The organism is Xanthomonas sp. NCPPB 2864, assembly GCF_056675615.1.
In genome coordinates this window covers 19,349-41,509 of record NZ_JBWWVS010000005.1, presented here as the reverse complement: position 1 = coordinate 41,509, position 22,161 = coordinate 19,349, and the positions used below count along the sequence as shown (strand labels likewise).

General features: G+C 66.4%; 25 protein-coding genes and 2 tRNA genes. 9 read left to right on the top strand and 18 right to left on the bottom strand.

What is annotated here, in order from left to right; genetic code table 11:
- Positions 1-84: 84 nt before the first annotated feature.
- Positions 85-288, bottom strand: coding sequence for a hypothetical protein (locus AC1KVE_RS12600; protein ID WP_047124409.1), 204 nt, complete (start codon positions 286-288; stop codon positions 85-87).
- Positions 289-347: 59 nt separating this feature from the next.
- Here AC1KVE_RS12600 and AC1KVE_RS12595 point away from each other — a divergent pair, with 59 nt between their 5' ends.
- Genes AC1KVE_RS12595 through AC1KVE_RS12585 form a run of 3 tightly spaced genes read left to right on the top strand, consistent with a single transcriptional unit; the run spans position 348 to position 1,876 of the window.
- Complete coding sequence (locus AC1KVE_RS12595) at positions 348-572, top strand: hypothetical protein (RefSeq protein ID WP_481092309.1); 225 nt, start codon at positions 348-350, stop codon at positions 570-572.
- Positions 573-581: 9 nt separating this feature from the next.
- Positions 582-1,508 carry an SOS response-associated peptidase family protein gene (locus AC1KVE_RS12590; RefSeq protein WP_481092310.1) on the top strand — a complete coding sequence of 309 codons (927 nt, stop codon included), beginning with the start codon at positions 582-584 and terminating at the stop codon, positions 1,506-1,508.
- A complete protein-coding gene (locus AC1KVE_RS12585) occupies positions 1,505-1,876 on the top strand; it encodes a hypothetical protein (RefSeq protein WP_481092311.1) in 372 nt (123 codons plus the stop codon). The genes AC1KVE_RS12590 and AC1KVE_RS12585 overlap by 4 nt, the downstream gene beginning before the upstream one ends.
- A 374-nt stretch (positions 1,877-2,250) precedes the next feature.
- On the opposite strand, the gene AC1KVE_RS12580 is transcribed toward AC1KVE_RS12585, so the two are convergent.
- Positions 2,251-3,411 carry a tyrosine-type recombinase/integrase gene (locus AC1KVE_RS12580; RefSeq protein ID WP_481092312.1) on the bottom strand — a complete coding sequence of 387 codons (1,161 nt, stop codon included), beginning with the start codon at positions 3,409-3,411 and terminating at the stop codon, positions 2,251-2,253.
- Between the two features lie 381 nt (positions 3,412-3,792).
- On the opposite strand from AC1KVE_RS12580, the gene AC1KVE_RS12575 reads away from it, so the two are divergent.
- Entirely contained in the window at positions 3,793-5,760 is a 1,968-nt protein-coding gene (locus tag AC1KVE_RS12575; protein ID WP_184434435.1) for a methyl-accepting chemotaxis protein, read from the top strand.
- A gap of 177 nt (positions 5,761-5,937) precedes the next feature.
- On the opposite strand, the gene AC1KVE_RS12570 is transcribed toward AC1KVE_RS12575, so the two are convergent.
- On the bottom strand, positions 5,938-6,639 hold the full coding sequence (locus AC1KVE_RS12570; RefSeq protein ID WP_046342365.1) for a pirin family protein: 702 nt from the start codon (positions 6,637-6,639) through the stop codon (positions 5,938-5,940).
- Between the two features lie 134 nt (positions 6,640-6,773).
- Between AC1KVE_RS12570 and AC1KVE_RS12565 the strand changes: the two genes are divergently transcribed.
- Positions 6,774-7,718, top strand: coding sequence for a LysR family transcriptional regulator (locus AC1KVE_RS12565; protein WP_349782172.1), 945 nt, complete (start codon positions 6,774-6,776; stop codon positions 7,716-7,718).
- Between the two features lie 44 nt (positions 7,719-7,762).
- A complete protein-coding gene (locus AC1KVE_RS12560; RefSeq protein ID WP_184455727.1) occupies positions 7,763-8,758 on the top strand; it encodes a DedA family protein/thiosulfate sulfurtransferase GlpE in 996 nt (331 codons plus the stop codon).
- 146 nt (positions 8,759-8,904) lie between these two features.
- Here the strand turns inward: AC1KVE_RS12560 and AC1KVE_RS12555 are convergent.
- The 10 genes from AC1KVE_RS12555 to AC1KVE_RS12510 all read right to left on the bottom strand — a co-directional run bounded on the left by AC1KVE_RS12555 (position 8,905) and on the right by AC1KVE_RS12510 (position 15,083).
- Positions 8,905-8,981, bottom strand: a tRNA-Arg gene (locus AC1KVE_RS12555).
- 109 nt (positions 8,982-9,090) lie between these two features.
- Positions 9,091-9,167 (bottom strand) — tRNA-Arg (locus AC1KVE_RS12550).
- Between the two features lie 40 nt (positions 9,168-9,207).
- Complete coding sequence (locus AC1KVE_RS12545; RefSeq protein ID WP_481092313.1) at positions 9,208-10,089, bottom strand: alpha/beta hydrolase family protein; 882 nt, start codon at positions 10,087-10,089, stop codon at positions 9,208-9,210.
- A complete protein-coding gene (thiD, locus tag AC1KVE_RS12540) occupies positions 10,086-10,895 on the bottom strand; it encodes a bifunctional hydroxymethylpyrimidine kinase/phosphomethylpyrimidine kinase (RefSeq protein ID WP_440584182.1) in 810 nt (269 codons plus the stop codon). The genes AC1KVE_RS12545 and thiD overlap by 4 nt, the downstream gene beginning before the upstream one ends.
- A 37-nt stretch (positions 10,896-10,932) precedes the next feature.
- A complete protein-coding gene (locus AC1KVE_RS12535; RefSeq protein ID WP_029219603.1) occupies positions 10,933-11,604 on the bottom strand; it encodes a YoaK family protein in 672 nt (223 codons plus the stop codon).
- Positions 11,605-11,610: 6 nt separating this feature from the next.
- Complete coding sequence (locus AC1KVE_RS12530; protein WP_184380182.1) at positions 11,611-12,093, bottom strand: hypothetical protein; 483 nt, start codon at positions 12,091-12,093, stop codon at positions 11,611-11,613.
- Positions 12,093-13,490 carry a PhoH family protein gene (locus AC1KVE_RS12525; protein ID WP_016904785.1) on the bottom strand — a complete coding sequence of 466 codons (1,398 nt, stop codon included), beginning with the start codon at positions 13,488-13,490 and terminating at the stop codon, positions 12,093-12,095. Before AC1KVE_RS12525 ends, AC1KVE_RS12530 begins: the two co-directional genes overlap by 1 nt.
- Before the next feature lie 82 nt (positions 13,491-13,572).
- Complete coding sequence (locus AC1KVE_RS12520; protein WP_039520813.1) at positions 13,573-14,055, bottom strand: peroxiredoxin; 483 nt, start codon at positions 14,053-14,055, stop codon at positions 13,573-13,575.
- 37 nt (positions 14,056-14,092) lie between these two features.
- Positions 14,093-14,443, bottom strand: coding sequence for a ribonuclease E inhibitor RraB (locus AC1KVE_RS12515; protein WP_039515997.1), 351 nt, complete (start codon positions 14,441-14,443; stop codon positions 14,093-14,095).
- A 13-nt stretch (positions 14,444-14,456) separates the two neighbouring features.
- Complete coding sequence (locus AC1KVE_RS12510; protein ID WP_002813792.1) at positions 14,457-15,083, bottom strand: glycine cleavage system transcriptional repressor; 627 nt, start codon at positions 15,081-15,083, stop codon at positions 14,457-14,459.
- Between the two features lie 92 nt (positions 15,084-15,175).
- Between AC1KVE_RS12510 and dapA the strand changes: the two genes are divergently transcribed.
- Both dapA and AC1KVE_RS12500 read left to right on the top strand, forming a co-directional pair.
- Positions 15,176-16,084, top strand: coding sequence for a 4-hydroxy-tetrahydrodipicolinate synthase (dapA, locus tag AC1KVE_RS12505; protein WP_184455734.1), 909 nt, complete (start codon positions 15,176-15,178; stop codon positions 16,082-16,084).
- A 16-nt stretch (positions 16,085-16,100) separates the two neighbouring features.
- Positions 16,101-16,619, top strand: a complete 519-nt coding sequence (locus AC1KVE_RS12500; RefSeq protein ID WP_024939787.1) for a hypothetical protein — start codon at positions 16,101-16,103, stop codon at positions 16,617-16,619.
- A 118-nt stretch (positions 16,620-16,737) separates the two neighbouring features.
- Here the strand turns inward: AC1KVE_RS12500 and fdxA are convergent, their stop codons facing one another.
- From fdxA to AC1KVE_RS12475, 5 genes are all read right to left on the bottom strand, one after another.
- Positions 16,738-17,061 carry a ferredoxin FdxA gene (gene fdxA, locus AC1KVE_RS12495; RefSeq protein WP_006453280.1) on the bottom strand — a complete coding sequence of 108 codons (324 nt, stop codon included), beginning with the start codon at positions 17,059-17,061 and terminating at the stop codon, positions 16,738-16,740.
- 117 nt (positions 17,062-17,178) lie between these two features.
- Positions 17,179-18,057, bottom strand: a complete 879-nt coding sequence (locus AC1KVE_RS12490; protein ID WP_481092314.1) for a 2-dehydro-3-deoxygalactonokinase — start codon at positions 18,055-18,057, stop codon at positions 17,179-17,181.
- Positions 18,054-18,965: an SMP-30/gluconolactonase/LRE family protein gene (locus AC1KVE_RS12485; RefSeq protein WP_184455736.1), complete on the bottom strand. Its 912-nt coding sequence runs from the start codon at positions 18,963-18,965 to the stop codon at positions 18,054-18,056. The genes AC1KVE_RS12490 and AC1KVE_RS12485 overlap by 4 nt, the downstream gene beginning before the upstream one ends.
- Positions 18,959-20,107 carry a galactonate dehydratase gene (gene dgoD / locus AC1KVE_RS12480; protein WP_024939784.1) on the bottom strand — a complete coding sequence of 383 codons (1,149 nt, stop codon included), beginning with the start codon at positions 20,105-20,107 and terminating at the stop codon, positions 18,959-18,961. The genes AC1KVE_RS12485 and dgoD overlap by 7 nt, the downstream gene beginning before the upstream one ends.
- Entirely contained in the window at positions 20,104-20,736 is a 633-nt protein-coding gene (locus AC1KVE_RS12475; protein WP_024939783.1) for a 2-dehydro-3-deoxy-6-phosphogalactonate aldolase, read from the bottom strand. The genes dgoD and AC1KVE_RS12475 overlap by 4 nt, the downstream gene beginning before the upstream one ends.
- A 373-nt stretch (positions 20,737-21,109) precedes the next feature.
- Between AC1KVE_RS12475 and AC1KVE_RS12470 the strand changes: the two genes are divergently transcribed.
- A complete protein-coding gene (locus AC1KVE_RS12470) occupies positions 21,110-22,081 on the top strand; it encodes a LysR family transcriptional regulator (protein WP_024939782.1) in 972 nt (323 codons plus the stop codon).
- Positions 22,082-22,161: the final 80 nt, after the last annotated feature.

Below are 22,161 nucleotides of genomic sequence, written 5' to 3'. Positions count from 1 at the left end.
ATCGCTGCCAATCTGCATCTGCCGGTCGCGGTGCCAAGATGGCCGCTCACCCGCGAGGCGCCTGAGCAGCGCCAAGCCGGCACCCTAGACGTAGCCTTGAAGGTCGTCGTGTGTGAGCACGCCCAGACGATGCCCCCAGGACGCGACCAGCTCGACAATCACCGTTGCCTCGGCGGGGAACGCATACAGCAGCTCCGCTTCGAACTGGTTTAGCACTTCCAGCGGCTCGGAAGCGCACGCCAGCCGCTGCTGCAACTGTTCGAAGAGGCTGGGGGTGGTGGTGTCCATGCATGCAGTCTACGGCCACCTGTCTCACGCCCTGAGACGGTGGTGCCGATACTGCGGGCATGGACAGAGCTCAACTCCGAACCCATCTCGAAAATCTCGATGCCGCGGTGCCGGCGCTGTTGAAGAGCAGCCCCGACCGTTGCCACTTCTGGCAGGCCTTTGCCGGCATGGCGGACCTTATTGAGGACGGCGCCATCACGGGCGAGGATGCCCAATTCGTCTCCCGGCGGCTCGATGAGATCTTGGCCTGGCATGGCCTCCAAGATACCGACCGCGACTGTTGAGAGGCGGCCATGTGTTACTCCGCGTTGATCCGAGCCGAGTTCAAAGAGTTCCAGCGGGCGTTCGGTGCCGTGATGGACATCGAGACCTACGTGAAAACCTTCTGGTGGGGCGAGGGCGCCCAGGCGCGCCGGGTCAAGGCGCCGCGTGCAATGGTGCGTGAGCTGCTGGAGATTGGCCCGCCCTACCTGCAGGACAACCTGCGCGCGGCGGACGCGGCCGAGGCAGACACGCTCACCCGTGAGATCTTCGACCAGAAGCGCCGTGTCGGCGATGCAGAGCGGGCGCTGCAGGTCAGGGAGACGAAGAAGGCACGCGAGGACGTGCGCATTGGCACGAACAAGATCCAGCAGGCCCAGCGGCGCCTCGAAACGCTCAAGGGCACGCGGGGGCAGGACGACAGCCGGATATTCCCAGGCGTCTATTGCCCGGTGCTGGTGGTCGAGAACGGCCAGCGTGTCGTCAAGCCGATGCGCTACCAGTGCCGCCCGGCCGGCACGCCGGCGGTGTATGACCGGAAATTCCCCGGCACGTACAACGCTCGCCGGGACAACCTGGAAGGGTTCTGGCGCCGGCAGTTTGGCTACACCCACGGGCTTATGGTGGCGGACCGGTTCTACGAGAACGTCGAAGGCCCAGACGGGCAGAACCAGCGCATCGAGTTCGTGCCGCGCACCGGCGAGCCGATGCTGGTGGCGTGCCTCTGGTCGCACTGGCGCGATCCCGCAGGCGTCGAACCCGACCTGCTGTCGTTCGCCGCGATCACCGATGATCCGGAGCCAGAGGTCGCCGCCGCTGGCCATGACCGGACGATCATCAACATCAAGCCCGAGCACGTCGACGCCTGGCTCAATCCGGATCCGAGCAACCTGGGTGCTCTGTACGCCATCTTCGACGACAAGCGGCACCCGTTCTACGAGCACCGGCTTGCGGCATGAATGCGGCCGACCACAGCGTGCCGGTTTCGCCCGTCGAGGCTATGCAGTGGCGGCGGTCGGATGAGTGGTTGGAGCTCTTCTATCTGGGCTCGCCTGTGATCAAGATCCATGCAGAGGAGGACGGTTCCTTCCTTATCCGGACGCGGGCATACAGCGAGGGGCCAACCGTGAAGCGGTACATGGCGACTGAAGCCGGTGCCCTTCGCTATGCGAACGCTTGGCTACTGAAGTGGCATGGCCTGGCGAAGACCGAGATCGACAACAAGGTCAAATCGGCACAGCTACAGATGGCGGCCGCAGAGGCGGCCCGTGCCGATTACCCCGACCTGCCGCCAGCGACCTTCACAAAGCGCCGGCGCCGGCGCTGACGAACGCAGTCTGCGTATGCTTCGCCGGTTGCCGAGAACCTGCTGAGTAGATGCTTCCAGGCCACCGGGCTTTGTCGTCTGGGGTGATTCGTCGTGCTTTGCGCACACCGGGGAGCCCTGTGCGCGCAGCGATCCAGCGCTCCGCAAAGCGCATGCCCTGTCGTAGGCTTCCCTGGTGTGATGCCTTGATCGTGCAGCCCCGCCAGCACAGCCATACTTGCCCCGGAGTCACGTGGGCCACGGATCCGTAGTTGAAGTGCATCAGCGCCTCGTCGGCGGACACATGGACCCAGCGGCAGGCAGGAGGAAGGGGCGGCGGCATACTGTCAGCATGCCGCCGGTCGGTTTCAGAATATGAGAACAGACCAGGCGCTTCACCCTTTAGCTGCGCGGCCGAGCAGGTAGTCGGCCCAGGCCTGCATCAGCAGTCGCCTCTTGTCGATGAGCGCGCCACGCCGGTAAGCGGCCTCGGCCTTGTTGCGAATCGCATGCGCCAGCGCCATCTCCACGACCTCGCCAGGCGTGTCCTGCGTCTCGGCTGCCCAATCGCGGAAGCACGAGCGGAACCCATGCACGGTGAAGGGCAGGCCGAAGCCCTTGGGCGCCGGCTTCTGCACCAGGTACAGCATGGTGTTCTCGGACATCGCGAACGGCGGCAGCTTGCGATCAAGCCCGCGCAGGATGGCCAGCGCCCCCGTCGATAGAGGCACGAAGTGATCGCGGCCGCCCTTCATGCGCTCCGCCGGGATAGACCAGATGCCGGCGGCCAGGTCGAACTCATCCCAGCTCGATCCGGTCACCTCTTCAGTCCGCGCCGCGGTGAGGATGGTGAACTGAAGCGCACGGCGGCTACGGGCGTCGCGCTCACGCAGCCGGGCCATGAAGGCCGGCGCATCACCGTAGGGCATCGCCGCGTGGTGCTGGGGCTTGCGCACCTTACTCGGCCTGGGCAGCAGATTGTCCAGATGTCCGCGCCAGCGCGCCGGGTTGTCGCCCTGGCGGTGGCCATGCACCTTCGCCCAGTCGAGCACGCGCTCGATGCGCGCGCGCAGGCGCGACGCGGTCTCGGTCTTCGTGGTCCAGATTTGCCGCAGGCAGGCCATTACGTGCGCCGTGTCGATATCCGCCACCGGCATATCCCGCGCCGGCCCGTGGTCCCGCAGCGACTGCGTCCACTGCTCAGCCTGGGCGTCGTTCTTCCAGCCGGCCTTCTGGCTTTCGATGAGCGCATCAGCGCACTCGCCGAACGTCAGGCCGATCGACCTGGCTTGCACGCGCGCGGTGATGGGGTCGCGGCCTTCCAGCAGCGTGCGCCGGTGGTCCACGACAGCGCGCCGCACCTCCTGCAGGCTGACCAGCGTGGTCGAGCCCAGTCCCATCTCTCGCCGGCGGCCGCGCAGTTGGAATCTGAAGACCCAGGACTTAGCCCCAGTTGGTCCCACGAGCAGATATAGACCGCCGCCGTCAGCGTGGTAGCCTTGCGCTGTGATGGTTTGGGCCGCCCTGGCGCTCAATCGATTGGTGGGCCTAGCCATGCTGCCCCATGCTTTGCCCCATGTTTCTACGTGCGATTGCGTGATTCAGCATGATCCGAATAGAGCGTCGCAGGTCATGCGACACAAGCATCTTGAGATCAGGTGAGACTGAGTGAGAGGGCAATATCGGCCTCTCGCTCCGCCAGTGTTTCAAGCGCCCGCAAATCCCTGATTTGCGGGCGTTTTCATTTGTGCCGGCAGGTCAGTGACGGTCTGCAGTGGCATCGCTGGCGCCACGCTGGTGGCTGTGCCGGCCTCAGCATCTGAATTGCCACGAACGCGCTGCATGCAGCGATTCAAGTAAGCCGGGCACGGGTCGCTAAGGCTGTGACACCTCTCTCGGATCTCACCCCGATGCGCCTACCGCCTCTGCTTGGACGCCTGTTTTCTTCCCGGAGCCGTGGGCTGCAGCACAAGGCCGATGCGGTGGACCGGGTGATGGCGGTGATCGAGTTCGATCTTGATGGCCGCATCCTGCATGCGAACCAGAATTTCCTGTCGCTGATGGGCTACCGGCTCGACGAAGTTGTCGGTCAGCATCACCGCATGTTCGTGACCCCCAGCGACCGCGACAGCGAAAGCTATCAGCAGTTCTGGCAGGCGCTGCGTCGTGGCGACTTCAACGCCGGGCGATTCTGCCGGCTGGACAAGAACGGGCGCGAGGTATGGATCAACGCTTCCTACAATCCGTTGCTGGATCGTGCAGGCAAGGCCTATCGGGTGGTCAAGTACGCCACCGACATCACCACGCAGGTGCGCCAGACCGCCGACTTCGAGGGCCGCATCGATGCGATCGACAAGGTCATGGCGGTCATTGAGTTTTCGCTGGATGGCACGGTGCTCGATGCCAACGAGAATTTCCTTGCGGTGATGGGCTACCGGCTCGATGAGATTCGCGGCAAGCACCATGGCATGTTCGTGGACGCGCAAACGCGTCAGTCGGCGGCCTATCGCGCGTTCTGGGAGAAGCTGGGACGCGGCGCGTTCGACGCGGGGCGCTACAAGCGCCTCAACAAGGACGGCAGCGAGGTGTGGATCCAGGCGTCCTACAACCCGGTGCTCGACGAGCACGGGCGGCCGTACAAGGTGGTCAAGTACGCCACCGACGTGACCCGTCAGGTGATCGATTCGGCCGACGCCGATGGTCGCATCCAGGCCATCGACAAGGTGATGGGCGTGATCGAGTTCGATCTGGAAGGGCACGTGTTGAGTGCCAACGACAACTTCCTGGCCATTTTGGGGTACTCCGCCGAGGAGGCGATCGGCCAGCATCACCGCATCTTCGTGGACGCAAACTACGGTGGCTCCGAAGACTATCGGCATTTCTGGGCGAAGCTGGCGCGTGGGCAGTTCGACGCGGGCCGCTACCGTCGGCTGCGCAAGGACGGCAGTCCGGTGTGGATCCAGGCGTCCTATAACCCGATCCTGGATGTGTCCGGTCGTCCGTACAAGGTGGTCAAGTACGCCACCGATGTCACCGATCAGGTGCGCTCGGCCGAGCGCATGCGTCAGTTGATGCAGCAGACCATGAGCATTGCGCAGAACGTGCAGCGCGAGGCGCACCATATTTCGGTCAGCAACCAGGACCTGGTGAGCCGCTCGTCAACGCAGTCGGCAGCCGTGGCGCAGACCTCGACAACCATTGATCAGCTGGCAGAGACCGTACGCAGCAATTCCGACAGTGCCGGCTCGGCGCAGCGCATGGCGGAGGCATCGGCCGATGTTGCCCGACGCGGCGCTACCGTCATCGCCGACATGGTCAAGACCACGGCCGGCATACGCTCGGCTACCGATCGTATCGGCCAGATCATCGAGGTGATCGACGGCATCGCGTTCCAGACCAATATCCTGGCCTTGAATGCGGCCGTGGAAGCGGCACACGCTGGCGAGCAGGGGCGTGGATTTGCCGTGGTGGCGACCGAGGTGCGCAGCCTGGCGCAGCGCTGCAGTGTCTCGGCGAAGGAAATTCGCGGCTTGATCGACAATGCAGCCGACCAGGTGGGCGATGGTTCGCGCCTGGCCGAGCAGGCCGGGGCGGTGATGCAGGACATGGTCAGCTCGGTGCTGCGGGTCACCGCGACCGTGGAGCAGATTGCCGCTGCCAGTCAGGAGCAGGCGCGGGACATTTCCACCGCCAACACCGCGCTGCAATCGATCGGTGTGCAGGCGCGCGACCAGGCGCAGATGGTCGACGATCTGGCGCGCTCGGCGCGTGTGCTGGAAGCCGATGCCGATGCGCTGTTTGCGCTGGTCAATGGCGACAGCGATGGCGCGGCGGAGGCGGCTGCCGTGCGCAGCGAACCCGCGAGCAAGTCGCTTGTCAGGCCTGCCAAGCCGCAGGCGGCATGATCCCGCGCAGAGTGCTGCGCGGGATTGTCGATGCGCGGCGTCGTCGCAGCTGCCCTGCAAGCAGAGGTGCCTGAGCACAAAAAAGCCCGCCGGAAGCGGGCTTTTTGATATCGGCCGATCCCCAGTGCGCAGCGTGCCGCCTGGTCTGCGGCACGCCGTGCGCTGAGCTGGTGGCGCTTACCTCGGCAGATCGAACACCAGCACTTCCGCATCGCGTGCATCGGCCAGCACGATCTCCGGCTCGTCGGTGATCTGCAACGCATCACCGGCCGACAGCGCCTGGCCATTGACGCTCAGGCTGCCGCGCGCCACCTGGACGTAGCCGATGCGGCCCTCGGCCAGTGGCTGCTGCAGACGCACCTCGCCATCGAGGATCGAGGCATACAGGCGCGCGTCCTGGTGCAGGCGCAGCGAGCCGTGCTCACCGCCGGGCGAGGCGATCAGGCGCAGCTGGTTGCGCTTGCTGTCGGCATCGAAATGCTTCTCCTCGTAGCTGGGCTCGATGCCGCTGCGCTCGGGCATCACCCAGATCTGCAGGAAGTGCACCGGTTCGCTGGCGGAGTGATTGAACTCGCTGTGGGTGACGCCGCTGCCGGCGCTCATGCGCTGCACATCGCCGTAGTGCAGGACCGAGCCGGTGCCCATGCTGTCCTTGTGCTCCAGTGCGCCACCCAGCACGTAGGAAATGATCTCCATGTCGCGGTGGGCATGGGTGCCGAAGCCTTCGCCCGGAGTCACCTTGTCTTCGTTGATCACCCGCAGCGGGCCGATGCCCATGTGGCGCGGGTCGTGGTAACTGGCGAAGGAGAAGGTATGGCGCGAGGACAGCCAGCCATGTTCGGCGCGGCCACGGGTTTCGCTCTTGCGGACATTCAACATGCTGCTTCTCCTTGAAAGGGTTGGTGTCGCCAGGGAATGAGTCGGTGTCCCGGCGGCTTGGTGGCTAGTCTCTACCTCCGCGCCGGCGCCAAAAAGCGAGTAGATTTGGTCGCTACCATCGAAAAAATCGAACAATGAAGATCAGCCTGGAAGCACTGCAGATTCTGGATGCGATCGACCGCCGCGGCTCGTTCGCGGCCGCGGCCAAGGTGTTGTTCAAGGTGCCGTCGACGATTTCCTACACGGTCTCCAAGCTGGAGGACGATCTGGGCGTGCAGCTGTTCGAGCGGGTCGGGCCGAAGGCGACACCGACCCAGGCCGGGCGCGAACTGCTGCGCGAAGGGCGGCAGCTGCTGCGGGCCGCGCAGGAGCTGGAGGTGCGGGTGCGGCGGGTGGCGTCGGGCTGGGAGTCGGACTTTGCGATCGGGCTGGATGCGATCCTGCCGGTGGCCTTGCTGCAGGCGCAGATCCTGGACTTCTACACGGTGGCCGACAGCACCCGCCTGCGCGTGGTGAGCGAATCCTTGTCCGGCAGCTGGGAGGCGCTGCTGGATCGGCGCGTGGACCTGATCGTGGCGGCGGGCGAGGGGCCGAGCGGTGGCGGCTATGTCGCCGAGACGATCGGCACGCTGGGCTTCGTGTTCGCGGTGGCCTCCACGCATCCGCTGGCGGGCGCCGGCCTGCTGGGCGCGGCCGAGCTGGCCGAACACCGTGCGATCGCAGTGGCGGATTCGGCGCGGCGTCTGCTGCCACGCACGGTGGGCCTGCTCTCCGCGCGCGATGTGCTCACCGTGCCGGACATGCAGGCCAAGCTGCAGTTGCAGCTGGCCGGTGCCGGCTACGGTTTTCTGCCCGAGCCGTATGCGCGCGGCGCGCTGCAGGACGGCCGGCTGTGCGCGCTGCAGGTGGAGACCCGTAAACCCGACGAAACCTTCTACCTGGCCTGGCGGCCGGGCGAGGAGGGCGAGGCATTGGGCTGGTGGCGGCGCGCATTGCGCCGTGATGGAGTGTTCGATGGCTGGTTGCAGTCGCTTGCCGAAACGTATCGTTCCGTCGCCGCCGGGCAGCCGTGCGTGTGAGGAAGGGCGGATAATGGGTCCTCGCCGTCGCGCAGGGTCGCCGCATGCAAGGCTTGATCGAACAGTACGGATTGGCGCTGGTCTTTGCCAACGTGCTGGCGTTGTCGCTGGGCCTGCCGGTGCCGGCGCTGCCGACCCTGGTGCTGGTTGGTGCCGGCTACGCGCTGCAGGGCGGCAGCGACGCCTGGCTGGCCGGATTGCTGGCGTTGGCAGTGTCGGTGCTGGCGAGTCTGCTCGGTGACCTGGCCTGGTATCTGGCCGGCCGCCGTTTCGGCAACCGCACCCTGCAGTCGCTGTGCCGGCTGTCGCTGTCGCGCGATACCTGCATGAAGAAGACCGAGCGGTTCTTCTCGCGCTGGGGTGTGCGGGTATTGGCGGTGGCCAAGTTCGTGCCCGGTCTGTCGATGGTCTCGGTGCCGATGGCCGGTGCGATGCGGGTGCGCCCGGCGGCATTCCTGCGCTACGACGCCCTGGGTGCGTCGCTGTGGGCGTTCGTCGGGCTGAGCCTGGGCGCGCTGTTCGCGCATCAGGTCCAGGACGTGCTCGCGTTGCTGTCCGATCTGGGCTCCGGTGCGGTGGTGGTGCTGGCCGTGTTGCTGGCCTGCTACGTCGGCTGGCGTTGGTGGCGGCGGCATGCCTTGCTGCGCTCGCTGGAGCACGCGCGTATTGCGGTGGACGAGCTAGTGCCGTTGCTGGATGGCGACGAAGCGCTACGGCCGACGGTATTGGATATCCGTGCGCCGGGCTATCGCGATCTGCAGCCGTACACGATTCCCGGCGCGGTGTTTGCCGACGAGCGTCAGCTTGCGCAGATCCTGGCCAGCGTGCCGCGCGATCGCAGCGTGGTGATTTATTGCGCGTGTCCGGACGAGGTGTCGGCGGCGTGGTTGGCCGGCCGGATGCGCGAGCGCGGATATGGCGACGTGCGGCCGTTGCTGGGTGGGCTGGATGCATGGCGCGACGCCGGGCATCCGGTGACCTCGCTGCTGCCGGTGGCGGTGGTTGCCCGTACCGATGATGTGCTGGGCGCAATGGCCTGACCGCAGTGACGCGATGTCCTGCGGCGGGTGTGCTGGTCTTTGGCAGTTGCTGCGTCGCGTTTGCTGCGTGGTAACAGCGCAGCCACGCCATGCGCTCGAACGACAGGCAAAAAAAAGACCAGCAAGCTGGTCGTTTTCTTCAAGATTGGTGCGCCCGGAGAGATTCGAACTCCCGACCGCCTGGTTCGTAGCCAGGTACTCTATCCAACTGAGCTACGGGCGCATTATCTTGTTTTGACTTGCATTTCCAACTTGCAGATCCGTCGCAGTGCGATCGAATCCTTGTAACTAAAAAGACAGCGGTTGAAGGCTGTCTCTTATTGTTCTGAAGATGGTGCGCCCGGAGAGATTCGAACTCCCGACCGCCTGGTTCGTAGCCAGGTACTCTATCCAACTGAGCTACGGGCGCGTCGTCAGGAGCGGAATTATGCGGATGCCCGGAGTCCTCGTCAATCCCTTTGTGACATTCGATTGTCGCCACCCTCATCGCCAAGACACCGGCGCAGCGCGGCGGCCACGGCGGCGGGCGTCTTCATCCATGCGAAGTGATCGCTGCGCGCGCCTAGTTGCGCATCGTCCAAGGCAACACGTTCGGCACGTGCGTGCGGCATTTTCTGCAGCAAGGCCTGCAAGGCGCCGGGCGGGCCGAAGCGGTCGCGTGCGAAGGTCACTGCGCTGATCGGCAGATCGAGTTGGCCCAACGCCTGCTCGAGATCCCACGATGTGCCTGCCGCACGATAGCGATTGCTGCGACCGACCTGCGCCCAATCGGCGATCAGGCTGCGCGCCTCGGTGCCGCCGAAACCGAGCCTTCGCCCGTGCAGCACGCCTTGCGTGCGTGCCAGCCATGGCAGCAGCCGGAAGATCAGCGGCAGGCCGTAGCGCATCGGCACCGGGAAATTGCGCCAGTACGGCGAGCCGCTGGCGACCAGCCACAGCTGCGCAATCCGTGCCGGCTGCAGCGCGGCATGGCAGCAAGCCAGTTGGCCGCCCAGGCTATGACCGCCCAGCACGCACGGCAGTTGCGGGTCATGCAGGTCGAGCAGCGCGCGGCTGGCGGGGATATCGTCGGCAAGCAGCGTGCGATAGCCCCAGTCGTGCTCGCGCGAGGGGCGCAGGGTGCTGCTGCCGTTGCCGCGCCACTCGTGCAGATACACCGCAATGCCGGCGCTCGCCAAGGCGTGCGCGAACGGCTGGTAGTGCCGGGCGGCAACGCCCAGTGCCGGCAGCCACAGCAGGCTGGCGATCGGCCGCGCCGGTGCGTGGCGCAGCACCTGCCAGGCATGTCCATCCGCTGCGGTCACGGCGAGCGTGCTGGCCTGCACGCTCATGGGCTGGGCGCGGCGCCGAAATGGTCCAGCACCAGCACCTCGCTGTGACCGGGGCTGTGGCCAAGGCGGATGGCGCGCGCGATGTAGTCGATGGCCGCTTCGCAGGCGTTGAGCAGGGAAAGGCCCTGGCACAGCTGCGCGGCAATGGCCGCCGACAGGCTGCAGCCGGTGCCATGCGCATCGACCTGCAGGCGCGGATGCATGAACACGTCCTGGGTGACACCGTCATCGAAACGGTCGATCACCCGCGCGCCCTCGTGCAGGTGACCGCCCTTGAGCAGCACCGCGTTGGCGCCGAGTTCGAGCAGGGCGGCGGTGGCATGCTCGGCGGCGTCGGCATCGTCGATGCGGCGGCCGGTCAGCAGCTCGGCTTCGGGCGTATTCGGTGTGATCAGCGTGGCCAGCGGCAGTAGACGCGCGCGCAGGGCCTCCAGCGCGGCGTCTTCGAGCAGGCGGGCGCCACTGGTGGACACCATCACCGGGTCGAGCACCACGAACGGTGGGCGATGGGTTTCGAGCAGATCGGCCACGCAATGGATGACCTCGGCGTTGGCGAGCATGCCGAGTTTGACTGCCTGAATTTCGAAGTCCGCAAAGCAGGCATCGACCTGCGCCCGCAGAAACGCGACCGGGGGGATATGCACGGCAGTGACGGCGCGGGTGTTCTGCGCGGTCAATGCGGCGATCGCCGACAAGCCGTGCACGCGGTGCGCGGCAAAGGTCTTGAGGTCGGCCTGGATGCCGGCACCACCGCCGGAATCGGAGCCGGCGATGGTCAGGGCGGACAGCGTGCTGGACGTGGTCATGGGTGGATTCTGCACTGCTGTCTGGCGGATGTGCGGATCAGCGCGTGCGCCAGCGACGCCACTGCAGGTAGCCAACGTAGCCGGCACCGGTCACTCCGGTCAGGCCCGCCGGCAGGTAGAGCGCGTCGTAGTGCCAGCGCTGGAACAGCCAGGTGCCGAGCATGCTGCCGCCGAGAAAGCCGCCGATGATCAGCCCGCTCAGCGTGAGCCGGCGCACCTGCAGCGGGCGCCCGCGCAGCAGATGTCCCAGGCCGATGCCCAGGTCGGTGAACATGCCGCTCAGATGGGTGGTGCGAACCGCTGCGCCGCTGAGGGTGGTGGCCATGGCGTTCTGCAGGCCGCAGGCGCCTGCGGCGACCAGCGCGCCGCCGACATGGTGCAGCTTGAACAGCGGGATTGCGGCCAGCAACAGTAGCGCTTCGAGCAGCAGCGCCGCACCGTAGCGCTGTCCCAGCCGCAGGACATCGTCCTGGATGATCAGGCCGCTGAGCATGGCGCCTGCGCAGAAGGCGATCAGGATGCCCCAGAGAAAGCCGATCTCCGGTGCGCTGTTCTGCACCAGGGCCACGCCGAGCAGGCTGGTGGTGCCGGTGAGGTGGCTCACCACCTGATGCTCGGAGCCCAGGTAGCCGACCACGTTGACCATGCCGGCCACGCCCGATAGCGCCACCGCGCCGATCCAGACCCAGCGCGGCAGCAGGATTCCCATCGCGGGTCAGGGCGTACCGTTGACGGCGATCTGCGAGAACGCGCCGGTTTGCGGATCGTACAGCGCACCCCAGAAGGCGCTACCGCCATCGCACACCCGGATCGCTTCCTTGGCCGGTTTCACCGGCGGATCGTTCGGGAGTTTGAAGGCGTTGATGTAGATCAGCTGCTGGCCCTGGACCACCACGCCCACATACTGACGATCGAAATCGCGCGGCTCGGGGATGGTCGGCGTCAAGGCATCCTGCCGGGACTCGAGCTGTTCGATCTGCTGCTGGCTTGGTGTCCAGTAGCCGGTGATCTGGCCCGGATGCCGCGCCGGGCTGTCGCGCGAGCAGGTGTCCAGCACCTGCTCGGCGATGCCCTGGCGGGTGATGACCCAGGACTGCCCGTTCTTGAGGTTGGTCGGTACGCTCGCTGGCGGCGGCGTGGTCGCGCAGCCGGCCAGTGCCATCACGGCGAGCGCCGCCGCGCCGCGCAGCCTGCGCATCACAGCACCTCCGAGGCGAAATCGGCCAGGCGCGAACGCTCGCCGCGCCGCAGCGTGATATGCGCGCTGTGCGGCCAGGCCTTGAAGCGATCCACCGCATAGGTCAGGCCGGAGGTGGTTTCGGTGAGGTAGGGCGTGTCGATCTGTTCGACGTTGCCCAGGCACACGATCTTGGTGCCGGGGCCGGCACGGGTGATCAGCGTCTTCATCTGCTTGGGCGTGAGGTTCTGCGCCTCGTCCAGGATCAGGTAGCGCGACAGGAAGGTGCGCCCGCGCATGAAGTTCATCGAGCGGATCTTGATGCGGCTGGCGAGCAGGTCGTTGGTGGCCGCACGCCCCCAGGCACCGCCGTCCTGGTTGTGGGTGAGCACTTCCAGGTTGTCGGTCAGTGCGCCCATCCACGGCGTCATCTTTTCTTCCTCGGTGCCGGGCAGGAAGCCGATGTCTTCGCCGACGCTGACGGTGGCGCGGGTCATGATGATTTCGCGGTAACGCTGCTGATCCATCGTCTGCGCCAGGCCGGCGGCCAGGGCGAGCAGGGTCTTGCCGGTGCCTGCGGTGCCGAGCAGGGTGACGAAGTCGATTTCCGGGTCCATCAAGGCATTGAGCGCGAAGTTCTGCTCGCGGTTGCGCGCCACGATGCCCCAGACCGCATGCTGGCCGCTGCGGAAATCGTCGACCAGGCAAAGCGTGGCCTTGCCGCCGCCGACCTTGGCCACGCGCAGCTCCACTTCGTCCTCGCCCGGCAGGTACAGGTACTGGTTCGGATACCAGTCTTCGTCCTCGGCCAGCACGATCTCGTAATGGGTGCGGCCACGCTCGTTCCAGCTGCGCAGGTCCTGATTGTGCTTTTCCCAGAAGTTGTCCGGCAGCTCGATGGCGCCGGTGAACAGCAGGCTGAAATCGTCCAGCGCGCGATCGTTCTGGTAGTCCTCCGCGTTCAGGCCGCTGATGTAGGCCTTGATGCGCAGGTTGATGTCCTTGGACACCAGGATGACTGGCACATCCGGATGCTCTTCGCACAGCGCCAGCACCGAGGCCAGGATCTTGTTGTCCGGGATCATCGCGCCGAAGGTGCGGCCCGGGTCGATCGGGTGGATCTGGAAATACAGCCGGCCGATCGCCGCCTGGCCCTTGAGCTGGATACCCTGCGGATGGCTGAGCAGGATGCCGGCCTGGATCTGCTCGGCATTCGTGTTCTCTAGCAGTTCGTCCAGGAAGCGGCTGACCTGGCGCGCATTGCGGCTGACTTCGGACGTGCCCTTCTTGGCGTTGTCGAGTTCCTCGATCACCTGCATCGGCAGGAACACGTCGTGTTCCTCGAATTTGAACAGCGCGGTGGGATCGTGCATCAGCACGTTGGTGTCCAGCACGTAGATGCGCTTGCCTCGGGTCATTGGGTCTTCCAAGTGATGGAGCAGGGGCGAGCCATCACGCCTGCAGGGCAGGGTGATGGAGGACACGGGAAACCAGGGGGCGTCACTGTCTGGCGTGCGCCTTCAACGCGGCCAGCACGGCGTCGGCGTGGCCGGCGACCTTGACCTTGCGCCAGGCCTGCACCACCACCCCTTCGGGCGACAGCAGGAAGGTGCTGCGCTCGATGCCGAGCACCTGCTTGCCGTACATGTTCTTTTCCTTGATCACGTCGAAGGCGCGGCACAGGGCCTCGTCGCCATCGCTGACCAGCGGGAAGGTAAATCCCTGCTTGGCGCAGAAATTGTCGTGCGACTTCACCGAGTCGCGCGAAACGCCCAGCACGACCGCGCCGGCCTGGGTGAACTGCGGCAGCAGCGCGTTGAAATCCAGGCCTTCGGTGGTGCAGCCGGGCGTGCTGTCCTTCGGGTAGAAGTACAGCACCACCCACTTGCCGGCGTAGCCACGCAGCGTGGTCTGGGTGCCGCCGGACAGCGACAGTGGCAGGTCGAAGCTTGCAGCGGGTAGTTCGAATACAGCGTCGGTCATCGTTGCTCAGCCCTAAGTGGAGGGGCGTGCGGCGCGGTCAAGCCGGGCCGACGTCCATCCCATCATAAGCAGCCACGTGGAAACGTTTGGCAAGCGCATCGAACTGCGCATTGCGCTGATTCAGCGACTCGATGGTGTGCTGCTCCAGCTTGTCCACGTGCAGGAAGTACGACTCTTCGTCGTCGCCATCGTCTTCGTCGCGTTCGCCGAGGAAGATGTCGATGACCCGATAGCCGTCCCGGGTCAGTTGCTCGGCGAGGTGTTGCAGCGGTTGCTGCGCCGGGTCGGCGAAGAAATATTCCCAGCGCAACGGCCCGTCGAGATTCCAGTCGGTCTCGGAGCGGATGTGCTCGAACATCTGTTTCAGGGCGGAAAGGGCAATGGCCATCGGAACGTCTGCCTCAGAACTTCATCGGGTCCATGATCGCGTCGAGATTGAGGTGATCACAGAATTCCAGGAAATCATCGCGCAACGCGGCGATGTGCATGTTGGCCGGCACGCCGATGGTCACCTGCGCCGAGAACATCTCCGCGCCGGTCTGCATGGCGCGGTAGCGCGTGCTCTGCAGATTCTCGATGGTGATGCCCTGGCGGTCGAAGAAATCGGCCAGCTGGAACAGGATGCCCGGCTTGTCGGCGGCGATGACTTCGACGATGTAGGGCAGCAGGTTGGACTGGGTCTGCTTGGGGCCGGTGCGGTACCACACCAGCTTCAGGCCTTCCTCGCGCTCGAGCCGGGTCAGCATCGCTTCGAGCTTGGCGACCGAATCCCAGGAGCCGGTGGCCAGGGCGGTGACCGAGACATCGCGCCCCACCGTGGCCAGGCGGGCGTCTACGAGATTGCAGCCGCTGTCGGCGATGCGGCGGGTGACGGGCAACAGGGGGGACTCCGGATGCGTCGTATAGGCGTTGATCAGGAGGTGGTTTTCGGTCGGCGAAGGCCGGGGAGTCGAGTCGGTCAAAGGGGCTTCCGGCATTGCATCAGGCTGAATGGCCGCCCGGGCAGGCGCCCTGGCGGTGACCAGCATACTTGCCCGTGGTTTCGCGCCGCAAGTAACATGCAGGCGGCCACAACCCGCGTGCGCGCGGGCCTTTCCTGTCACGTAAGAGCAGCAGAATCTTGTCCCTTTCCGGCATCATCACCGCGCTGGCGACCCCTTTCGGTCCGGACGGCGCACTCGACCTGGATGCCTGGCGGCGGTTGCTGGAACAGCAACTGCACGGCGGCGTGCAGGGAATCGTCGTCGCCGGTTCCACCGGCGAGGCCGCGGCATTGAGCGACGAGGAGTACGACACCTTGTTGCGTGCCGCCGTCGCGCAGGTGGCCGGCCGTGTGCCGGTGCTGGCCGGTACCGGCCTGTCGGGCACCGCCAAGACCATCGCGCAGACGCGCCGCGCTGCGGCGCTGGGTGCGCAGTACGCGCTGGTGGTGACGCCGCCGTACGTGCGTCCGACCCAGGCCGGGCTGCAGGCACATTTCCAGGCGGTTGCCGACAACGGCGGGCTGCCGGTGGTGCTGTACAACGTGCCCGGCCGCACCGGATGCGACCTGTTGCCGGAGACGGTTGCCGCGCTGGCCGGCCATCCGAATATCGTCGGCATCAAGGAAGCACGCAGCGAGCCGGAGCGCGTCGCCGCGCTGGTGGCGCTGCGCAGCGAGTCCTTCGTGGTGCTCAGCGGTGACGATGGCAGCGCCGCGCAGGCGATGCTGTCCGGTGCCGACGGGCTGATTTCGGTCGCGTCCAACGCGTTGCCGTCGGCGTACCGGCGGCTGTGCGATCTGGCCCGCGATGGCCAGCGCGAGGCGGCCACCACGTGGGACGCACGCCTGAGCGAGTACCACAGTTTCTGCGGGATCGAATCCAATCCCATCCCGGTCAAGGCGCTGCTGCAGCGCGCCGGGATCGGGCACGGCCTGCGCCTGCCGTTACTGCCCCTTTCTGCGGCGCACCAGCCTGCCGCCGACCGCCTTGCCGCCGACGCTGTTGCGTTGGAAGCGCTTTCCAGCCGCGAAATGCTCGCGGCCTGACCCAGGAGATTTATCGATGCGTCATTCCGTTTCCCCCGTCCGCGTGCTCTCGCTCGCGTTGCTGGCGACCGCCACCGTCGCCGCCACGAGCGGTTGCAGCTGGTTCCACAAGGGCGCACGCGGTGACTACGCGCTGGCCCCGGAAGCCCGTCCGCTGGAAGTGCCGCCGGATCTGAACCTGCCCGACACCTCCGGTGCGATGAAGGTGCCGACGCTGGCATCGAGCGCGCAGCAGAACACTTCGGCGCCACCGTCCGCCAGCGCCAACAGCGGTTTCACCGTGCCGGGCGAGCGCGACGAGGTGTTCGCCAAGGTTGGCGCGGCGCTGGCCGACATTCCCGGCCTGACCATCGCCAGCAAGGCGCAGATGCTCGGTTCCTACGACGTCAGCTACGAAGGCTCCAGCTTCCTGGTGCGCGTGGTGAAGGTCGAAGCCGGCAGCTATGTGTCGGCGGTGGATCCGCGCGGCATGCCGGCCACTGCGGCAGCGCCGGTGGCGGTCATCACAGCGTTGAAGGGCAAGCTGGGCGGCTGAGGCCGCTGCAGCAACTGCAGACAGCAGAACGGGCGCTTCGGGCGCCCGTTTTGCGTTCTGGTGCGTGGTATCGCTCTGTCGCTGCGTTGTCGCCAGCTGGATGCTGCCAGGCGCCGTTTCAGCGTTGCAGCAGTGGCAGCTTGTTCGGCTTGCCGTCCCACTCGGCGGCATCGGGCAGCGGTTCCTGGCGCACGGTCAGCACCGGCCAGGCCTTGGCCAGCTCGGCGTTGAGCGCGACGAAGCCTTCCTGGCCTGCCGGGACGTCGTCTTCCGGGTAGATCGCATTGGCCGGGCATTCCGGCTCGCACAGCGTGCAGTCGATGCACTCATCCGGGTCGATGACCAGGAAATTCGGGCCGACATGGAAGCAATCCACCGGACAGACCTCGACACAGTCGGTGTATTTGCACTTGATGCAGTTTTCGGTGACAACAAAAGGCATGGCGGAATCCGGCGTTTAGCCTGTCAATTCTAAAGCAGTCCGGTGGCCGGTGTGGGGTTGGCCGGGATTTGTCGGCCTCCAGCCCTGGCCGCTCGGCGCGGTCCTGACCGTCTCCGGTCAGGCCAAGCCGCGCTGCCTGGCTAGCGCGAACAATCCCGTCGCAGCCAGATCTTCCCGATGCAGCTGCGTCCGCACGCCCAGCTGCGCCAGCGCCAGCGCGTAGCGCTGCGCCAGGCCGGGGCTGCCGACCAGGTGCACGGTGGCGTGACTGCCGCGCTGCTCGCGCAGTTCGTGGCCGATCAGCAGGCCCGAGAGGTAGGACGGCAGTGCGGTGGCGGCGAGGCGGTCGAACAGGCCCAGCGTGCGGGCGCCGAACAGGTGATGGCTGAGGCCACCGGGCGCGGCGCTGCGGTCGACGCCTTGCGCGAAGGCATCGGTGTCCAGGTCCGCAGGGTCGTCCTGCATCAACTTGCCCAGGATGCTGTGCTGGCGCAGCACCGCATACAGCTCGCCGGTCATGACGGTGGCGAAACCGGTCAGCTGGCCGTACGCGATCTGCGCCCATTTGCTGTGGGTGCCGGGCAGGCAGGCGACGTGTTCGCCATCGCCGAGTGCGGCGATCAGGCCGACCAGCTGGGTTTCCTCGCCACGCATGACATCGGGCACGCCGTGCTGCTCGCCGGTGCTTACGCCGGGGACGAACCACAGCGTGCGCCCGGGCAGCAGGTCGGTGTAGCTGCGCATCGCCTGCGCCAGGGCGGCGGTATCGGCCGGGCAGGGCAGATAGGCCTGCTCGACCCAGCCATTGCGGCTGCCGATCATGCCCGACAGCAGTAGCGGGCCATCCCAGCCGTCGATCAGCGTGCTCAGCACGTCGGCGAAGCGGCCCTGGCAGGCCAGGATGCCGTCGCTGCCGCGGCGTTGCTCCAGCACCGTGCCGTCGGCAGCGAGCAGGTAGCCACGCAGGCTGCTGGTGCCCCAGTCGATGGCGATCATGCGCTGGTCACCCGGCTCTCGGGCAGGCCCTTGATCGGCACGTCGCAGACGTACAGGCCGCCGGCTTCCGGCGTGCGCGCCAGTTCTTCGGCGCTATGGTCCAGGCGCGAGCTGATCACGTGCAGGCGGTCCAGCGCGGCGCCGCCGAGGGCGCTGCAGGTGGGGTGTTTGACCGGCAACTGCACGATGCGCTCGATGCTGCCGTCGGGGCGGTAACGCACCACGCGCCAGGCGCGCCATTGCGCATTCCACAGATAGCCTTCGCTGTCGATGATGGAGCCGTCCGGCTCGGCATCGTCGCGATCCAGCGTGGTGAACACGCGCACGTTGCTGGTCTGCGCAGTGTCGGCGTCGTAATCGCAGCACAGGATCTGCGGGCGCAGCGAGTCGCAGTAATACAGCGTGCGGCCGTCGGGGCTGAAGCAGATCGAGTTGGGGATCGACACGCCCGGCAGCGGCAACGCACGCAGGCCGTGGCGCAGCGAAAACTGGTACATCGCGCCGCGTGCGGCCTTGTGGTCGTGCTCGTCCATGGTGCCGAACACGAGGTTGCCGTTGCGGTCGGCGCGGCCGTCGTTGCTGCGCGTGTGGGGGTTGTCGGCTTCGATATCGGCCAGGTGCTCGAGCGGCAGCGTGTCGGCGTCGGCGTTGTCGGGGTCGGCGATGCAGACCGACTTGGCCAGCGCGATCATCACGCGGCCGTCGTCCATCAGGCCGAGGCAACCGGGGCGGTCCGGCAGCGTCCAGTACTGCGTGTGTGCGCTGTGCGGATGATGCCGCCACAGCCGCTTCTCGCTGATGTCCACCCAGTACAGCGCTTCACGTTGCTCGCACCACAGCACGCCTTCGCCATGCGTGCAGCGGCTGTCGACCGCCAGCACGGCGGTGTGTTCGGGCGTGCTCACCATTCGGCGATGCTGCCATCGCTGTGACGCCAGACCGGGTTGCGCCAGTCCGGCGGATTTTCGTTTGCGCGCTTGAGCATGTCTTCGTCGATCTCCACACCGAGCCCGGGTTTGGGCAGCGCGGCGATACTGCCATCGACACACTGAAAATCGTCTTTATTGATGACGTAATCGAGCAGGTCGGCGCCTTCGTTGTAGTGGATGCCGATGCTCTGTTCCTGCAGCACCGCGTTGTGCGAAACGAAGTCCACGTGCAGGCAGGCGGCCAGCGCGATCGGCCCGAGCGGGCAGTGCGGGGCGAAGCCGACATCGTAGGCTTCGGCCATCGCGGCGATCTTGACGCACTCGGTGATGCCGCCGGCATGCGACAGGTCCGGCTGCACCATGCCGATACCGCCGGCGCACAGCACGTTCTTGAATTCGAAGCGCGAGAACATGCGCTCGCCGGCCGCCAGCGGAATCGAGGTGCTCGCGGCCAGGCGCGGGTAGTACTCGGCCTGCTCGGCCAGCACCGGTTCCTCGACGAACAGCGGCTTGAATGGCTCCAGCTCGCGCAGCAGCGCCTTGGCCATCGGCGCGCCGACGCGGCCGTGGAAGTCGATGCCGAAGTCGATGCTGTTGCCGAAGGCTTCGCGGATTTCGGCGACCTTGACCACGGCGGCATCGACGGCGCGCGCGCTGTCGATCAGCTTCATTTCCTCGGTGCCGTTGAACTTGAAGGTGTCAAAGCCCAGCGCACGGTAGTCGGTGATCTGCTGGATGATCGCGCCCGGGCGGTCGCCGCCGACCCAGCGGTAGGTCTTCATGCGATCGCGCACCAGCCCGCCCAGCAGCTCGTACACCGGCACGCCCAGGGCCTTGCCCTTGATGTCCCACAAGGCCTGGTCGATACCGGCGATGGCGCTCATCAGGATGGCGCCGCCACGGTAGAAACCGGCGCGGTACATGGTCTGCCACAGGTCGTTGATGCGCGCCGGATCCTTGCCGACGACGTAGCCGGCCAGTTCGTGCACGGCGGCTTCCACCGAGCGCGCGCGGCCTTCGATGACCGGCTCTCCCCAGCCGGTGATGCCCTCGTCGGTTTCGACCTTGAGGAACAGCCAGCGCGGTGCGGCATGGTAGGTGGTGAGGCGGGTGATCTTCATCCTTGCAGTTCCTGGTAGGCCTGCACGAAGGCGCGTGCATGCGTCTGGGTCGTTTCGAGCGATTGCGCGGGTTTGTACAGTTCGCCACCGATGCCGGCGCCGGCGGCGCCCTGGGCAACGAAGCCGGCCAGGGTCTGCGGGCTGACGCCGCCGACCACGTAGACCGGAATGTGCTTGGGCAGCACCGAGCGCAGCGCGCGCACATGCGCGGCGCCATAGGTGGCTGCCGGGAACAGCTTCAGGATCGTGGCGCCGGCATCGATGGCGTCGAACGCCTCGCTGGCGGTGGCGAAACCGGCGACCACGGTGAGCCCGCGCGACACCGCATGGCGGATCAGCGAGGGGCGCGTATTCGGGGTGACGATGAAGCGCGCACCGATCTCGGCCAGGGTGTCGACATCGTCGTTGCGCAGCACGGTGCCGGCGCCGATCCAGGCGCGCTCGCCGTAGGTCTGCTGGGCCAGGGCGATGCTCTCGGCCCAGCGCGGCGAATTGAGCGGGATCTCGATCGCGTCGAAGCCGGCGTCGATCAGTGCACCGACATGGTCGAGCGTTTCTTCCGGCGTGATGCCACGCAGGATGGCGATCAGCGGCAGGGCGAACAGGCTGGCGGTGGTGTCTGAGGTCATCGTGTTACTCGCGATAGAGCGGAAAGCGGCCGTCGGCGTCCGGATGGGCGCCAGCGTCGGGGGAAGTTGCAGCGCTGCATAGCAGCGCGCGGAGGGCGGCAGGCAGCCGCGACGAGGTGGCTGCGGCACTTGCGTGCGCACTCCAACGGCCTGCAATTGGCCGGCAAGTTGCCGTCATCGTCGTCCACCTCCGCAATCATGGCGTGCGTGTTGCCATCCTGTGGAAGATGGGTCACGTCTGTTCTGGCCGCGCCCGGGAGGTAGGGGCTCCTGCTGCGGCGTTCGATAGCCTCGCGCGGGGAGATATGTGCTGCAAATGAAATTTTCGGCATATTCTATTCCTCCTACGAATACAGCTGCGTGGCGATACCCCATGGCAAATTCCGGCACTCCCTGGTTCAACGCTGCCCGCCTCAAGACGCGCCAGCTCCTGCTGCTGCTGCATCTGCACGAACAACGCTCGGTGCTGCGCGCGGCCGAGGCTGCCAGCATGACCCAACCGGCCGCTTCCAAGCTGCTGGCGGAAATGGAAGACATGCTGGGGGTGAAACTGTTCGAGCGGCATGCCCGCGGGGTGGAGCCCACCTGGTACGGCCATGTGCTGATCCGGCGTGCGCGTGCGGCGATGTCGGAGATCGGCCGGGCGCAGGAGGAAATCGCCGCGCTGCGCGCCGGGAGGATGGGCCAGGCCTCGATCGGCACCGTGGTCAATCCGGGCACCAACCTGGTGCCGCAGGCGATCGCCGAGGTCAAGCGCGAGTTCCCCGACATCCTAGTGCGGGTGGAAATGGATTACAGCCGCCCGCTGGTGGCCAAGTTGCTGGACGGCCAGTTGGACATCGTGATCGGCCGCATCCTGGGGCCCGAAGGCGTGGGCGAGCTGGAGTTCGAGCCGCTGGCCGACGAGCCGCATTCGGTGATCGCGCGTGCCGGCCACCCGCTGGCCAGTCGGACCGGCCTGCAGCATGCGGATCTGGTGCGGCATGGCTGGATCCTGCCGCCGGCCGACAGCGTGCTGCGCGCGCGGCTGGATTCGATGTTCATGGAGCACGGCGTGCAGACACCGACCAACGCGATCGAGACCTCGTCGCTGCCGGTGACCTCCACGCTGTTGCGTGGCACCGACATGCTGACCGCCTTGCCGGTGGAGTCGGTGGCGCCGCTGATCCAGGCCAAGCTGCTGACCGTGCTGCCGATCGAGCTGGGCGTCCGCATGGAGTCGTTCGGCATCATCCGGCGGCGCGATTACATCCTGCCGCCCGGCGCCGAGCGCATTCTGCAGGCGCTGCGCACCACCGCGCGGCGTTTGTACCCCGGTCTGCGCGGGCCGGAATCCACTGGTTAAGCGGGCTCTTCCATTTGTATTCCGGCACGGCATACCAGGCTGTGAATTTTTCATTGGCTGGCGCTAGACCACGCGCCTAT

Coding starts and splice junctions, on each gene's coding strand:
- AC1KVE_RS12600 (WP_047124409.1), bottom strand. CDS start 288: ATGGACACCACCACCCCCAGCCTCTTCGAACAGTTGCAGCAGCGGCTG.
- AC1KVE_RS12595 (WP_481092309.1), top strand. CDS start 348: ATGGACAGAGCTCAACTCCGAACCCATCTCGAAAATCTCGATGCCGCG.
- AC1KVE_RS12590 (WP_481092310.1), top strand. CDS start 582: ATGTGTTACTCCGCGTTGATCCGAGCCGAGTTCAAAGAGTTCCAGCGG.
- AC1KVE_RS12585 (WP_481092311.1), top strand. CDS start 1,505: ATGAATGCGGCCGACCACAGCGTGCCGGTTTCGCCCGTCGAGGCTATG.
- AC1KVE_RS12580 (WP_481092312.1), bottom strand. CDS start 3,411: ATGGCTAGGCCCACCAATCGATTGAGCGCCAGGGCGGCCCAAACCATC.
- AC1KVE_RS12570 (WP_046342365.1), bottom strand. CDS start 6,639: ATGTTGAATGTCCGCAAGAGCGAAACCCGTGGCCGCGCCGAACATGGC.
- AC1KVE_RS12565 (WP_349782172.1), top strand. CDS start 6,774: ATGAAGATCAGCCTGGAAGCACTGCAGATTCTGGATGCGATCGACCGC.
- AC1KVE_RS12560 (WP_184455727.1), top strand. CDS start 7,763: ATGCAAGGCTTGATCGAACAGTACGGATTGGCGCTGGTCTTTGCCAAC.
- AC1KVE_RS12545 (WP_481092313.1), bottom strand. CDS start 10,089: ATGAGCGTGCAGGCCAGCACGCTCGCCGTGACCGCAGCGGATGGACAT.
- thiD (WP_440584182.1), bottom strand. CDS start 10,895: ATGACCACGTCCAGCACGCTGTCCGCCCTGACCATCGCCGGCTCCGAT.
- AC1KVE_RS12535 (WP_029219603.1), bottom strand. CDS start 11,604: ATGGGAATCCTGCTGCCGCGCTGGGTCTGGATCGGCGCGGTGGCGCTA.
- AC1KVE_RS12530 (WP_184380182.1), bottom strand. CDS start 12,093: ATGCGCAGGCTGCGCGGCGCGGCGGCGCTCGCCGTGATGGCACTGGCC.
- AC1KVE_RS12525 (WP_016904785.1), bottom strand. CDS start 13,490: ATGACCCGAGGCAAGCGCATCTACGTGCTGGACACCAACGTGCTGATG.
- AC1KVE_RS12520 (WP_039520813.1), bottom strand. CDS start 14,055: ATGACCGACGCTGTATTCGAACTACCCGCTGCAAGCTTCGACCTGCCA.
- AC1KVE_RS12515 (WP_039515997.1), bottom strand. CDS start 14,443: ATGGCCATTGCCCTTTCCGCCCTGAAACAGATGTTCGAGCACATCCGC.
- AC1KVE_RS12510 (WP_002813792.1), bottom strand. CDS start 15,083: ATGCTGGTCACCGCCAGGGCGCCTGCCCGGGCGGCCATTCAGCCTGAT.
- AC1KVE_RS12500 (WP_024939787.1), top strand. CDS start 16,101: ATGCGTCATTCCGTTTCCCCCGTCCGCGTGCTCTCGCTCGCGTTGCTG.
- fdxA (WP_006453280.1), bottom strand. CDS start 17,061: ATGCCTTTTGTTGTCACCGAAAACTGCATCAAGTGCAAATACACCGAC.
- AC1KVE_RS12490 (WP_481092314.1), bottom strand. CDS start 18,057: ATGATCGCCATCGACTGGGGCACCAGCAGCCTGCGTGGCTACCTGCTC.
- AC1KVE_RS12485 (WP_184455736.1), bottom strand. CDS start 18,965: ATGGTGAGCACGCCCGAACACACCGCCGTGCTGGCGGTCGACAGCCGC.
- dgoD (WP_024939784.1), bottom strand. CDS start 20,107: ATGAAGATCACCCGCCTCACCACCTACCATGCCGCACCGCGCTGGCTG.
- AC1KVE_RS12475 (WP_024939783.1), bottom strand. CDS start 20,736: ATGACCTCAGACACCACCGCCAGCCTGTTCGCCCTGCCGCTGATCGCC.
- AC1KVE_RS12470 (WP_024939782.1), top strand. CDS start 21,110: ATGGCAAATTCCGGCACTCCCTGGTTCAACGCTGCCCGCCTCAAGACG.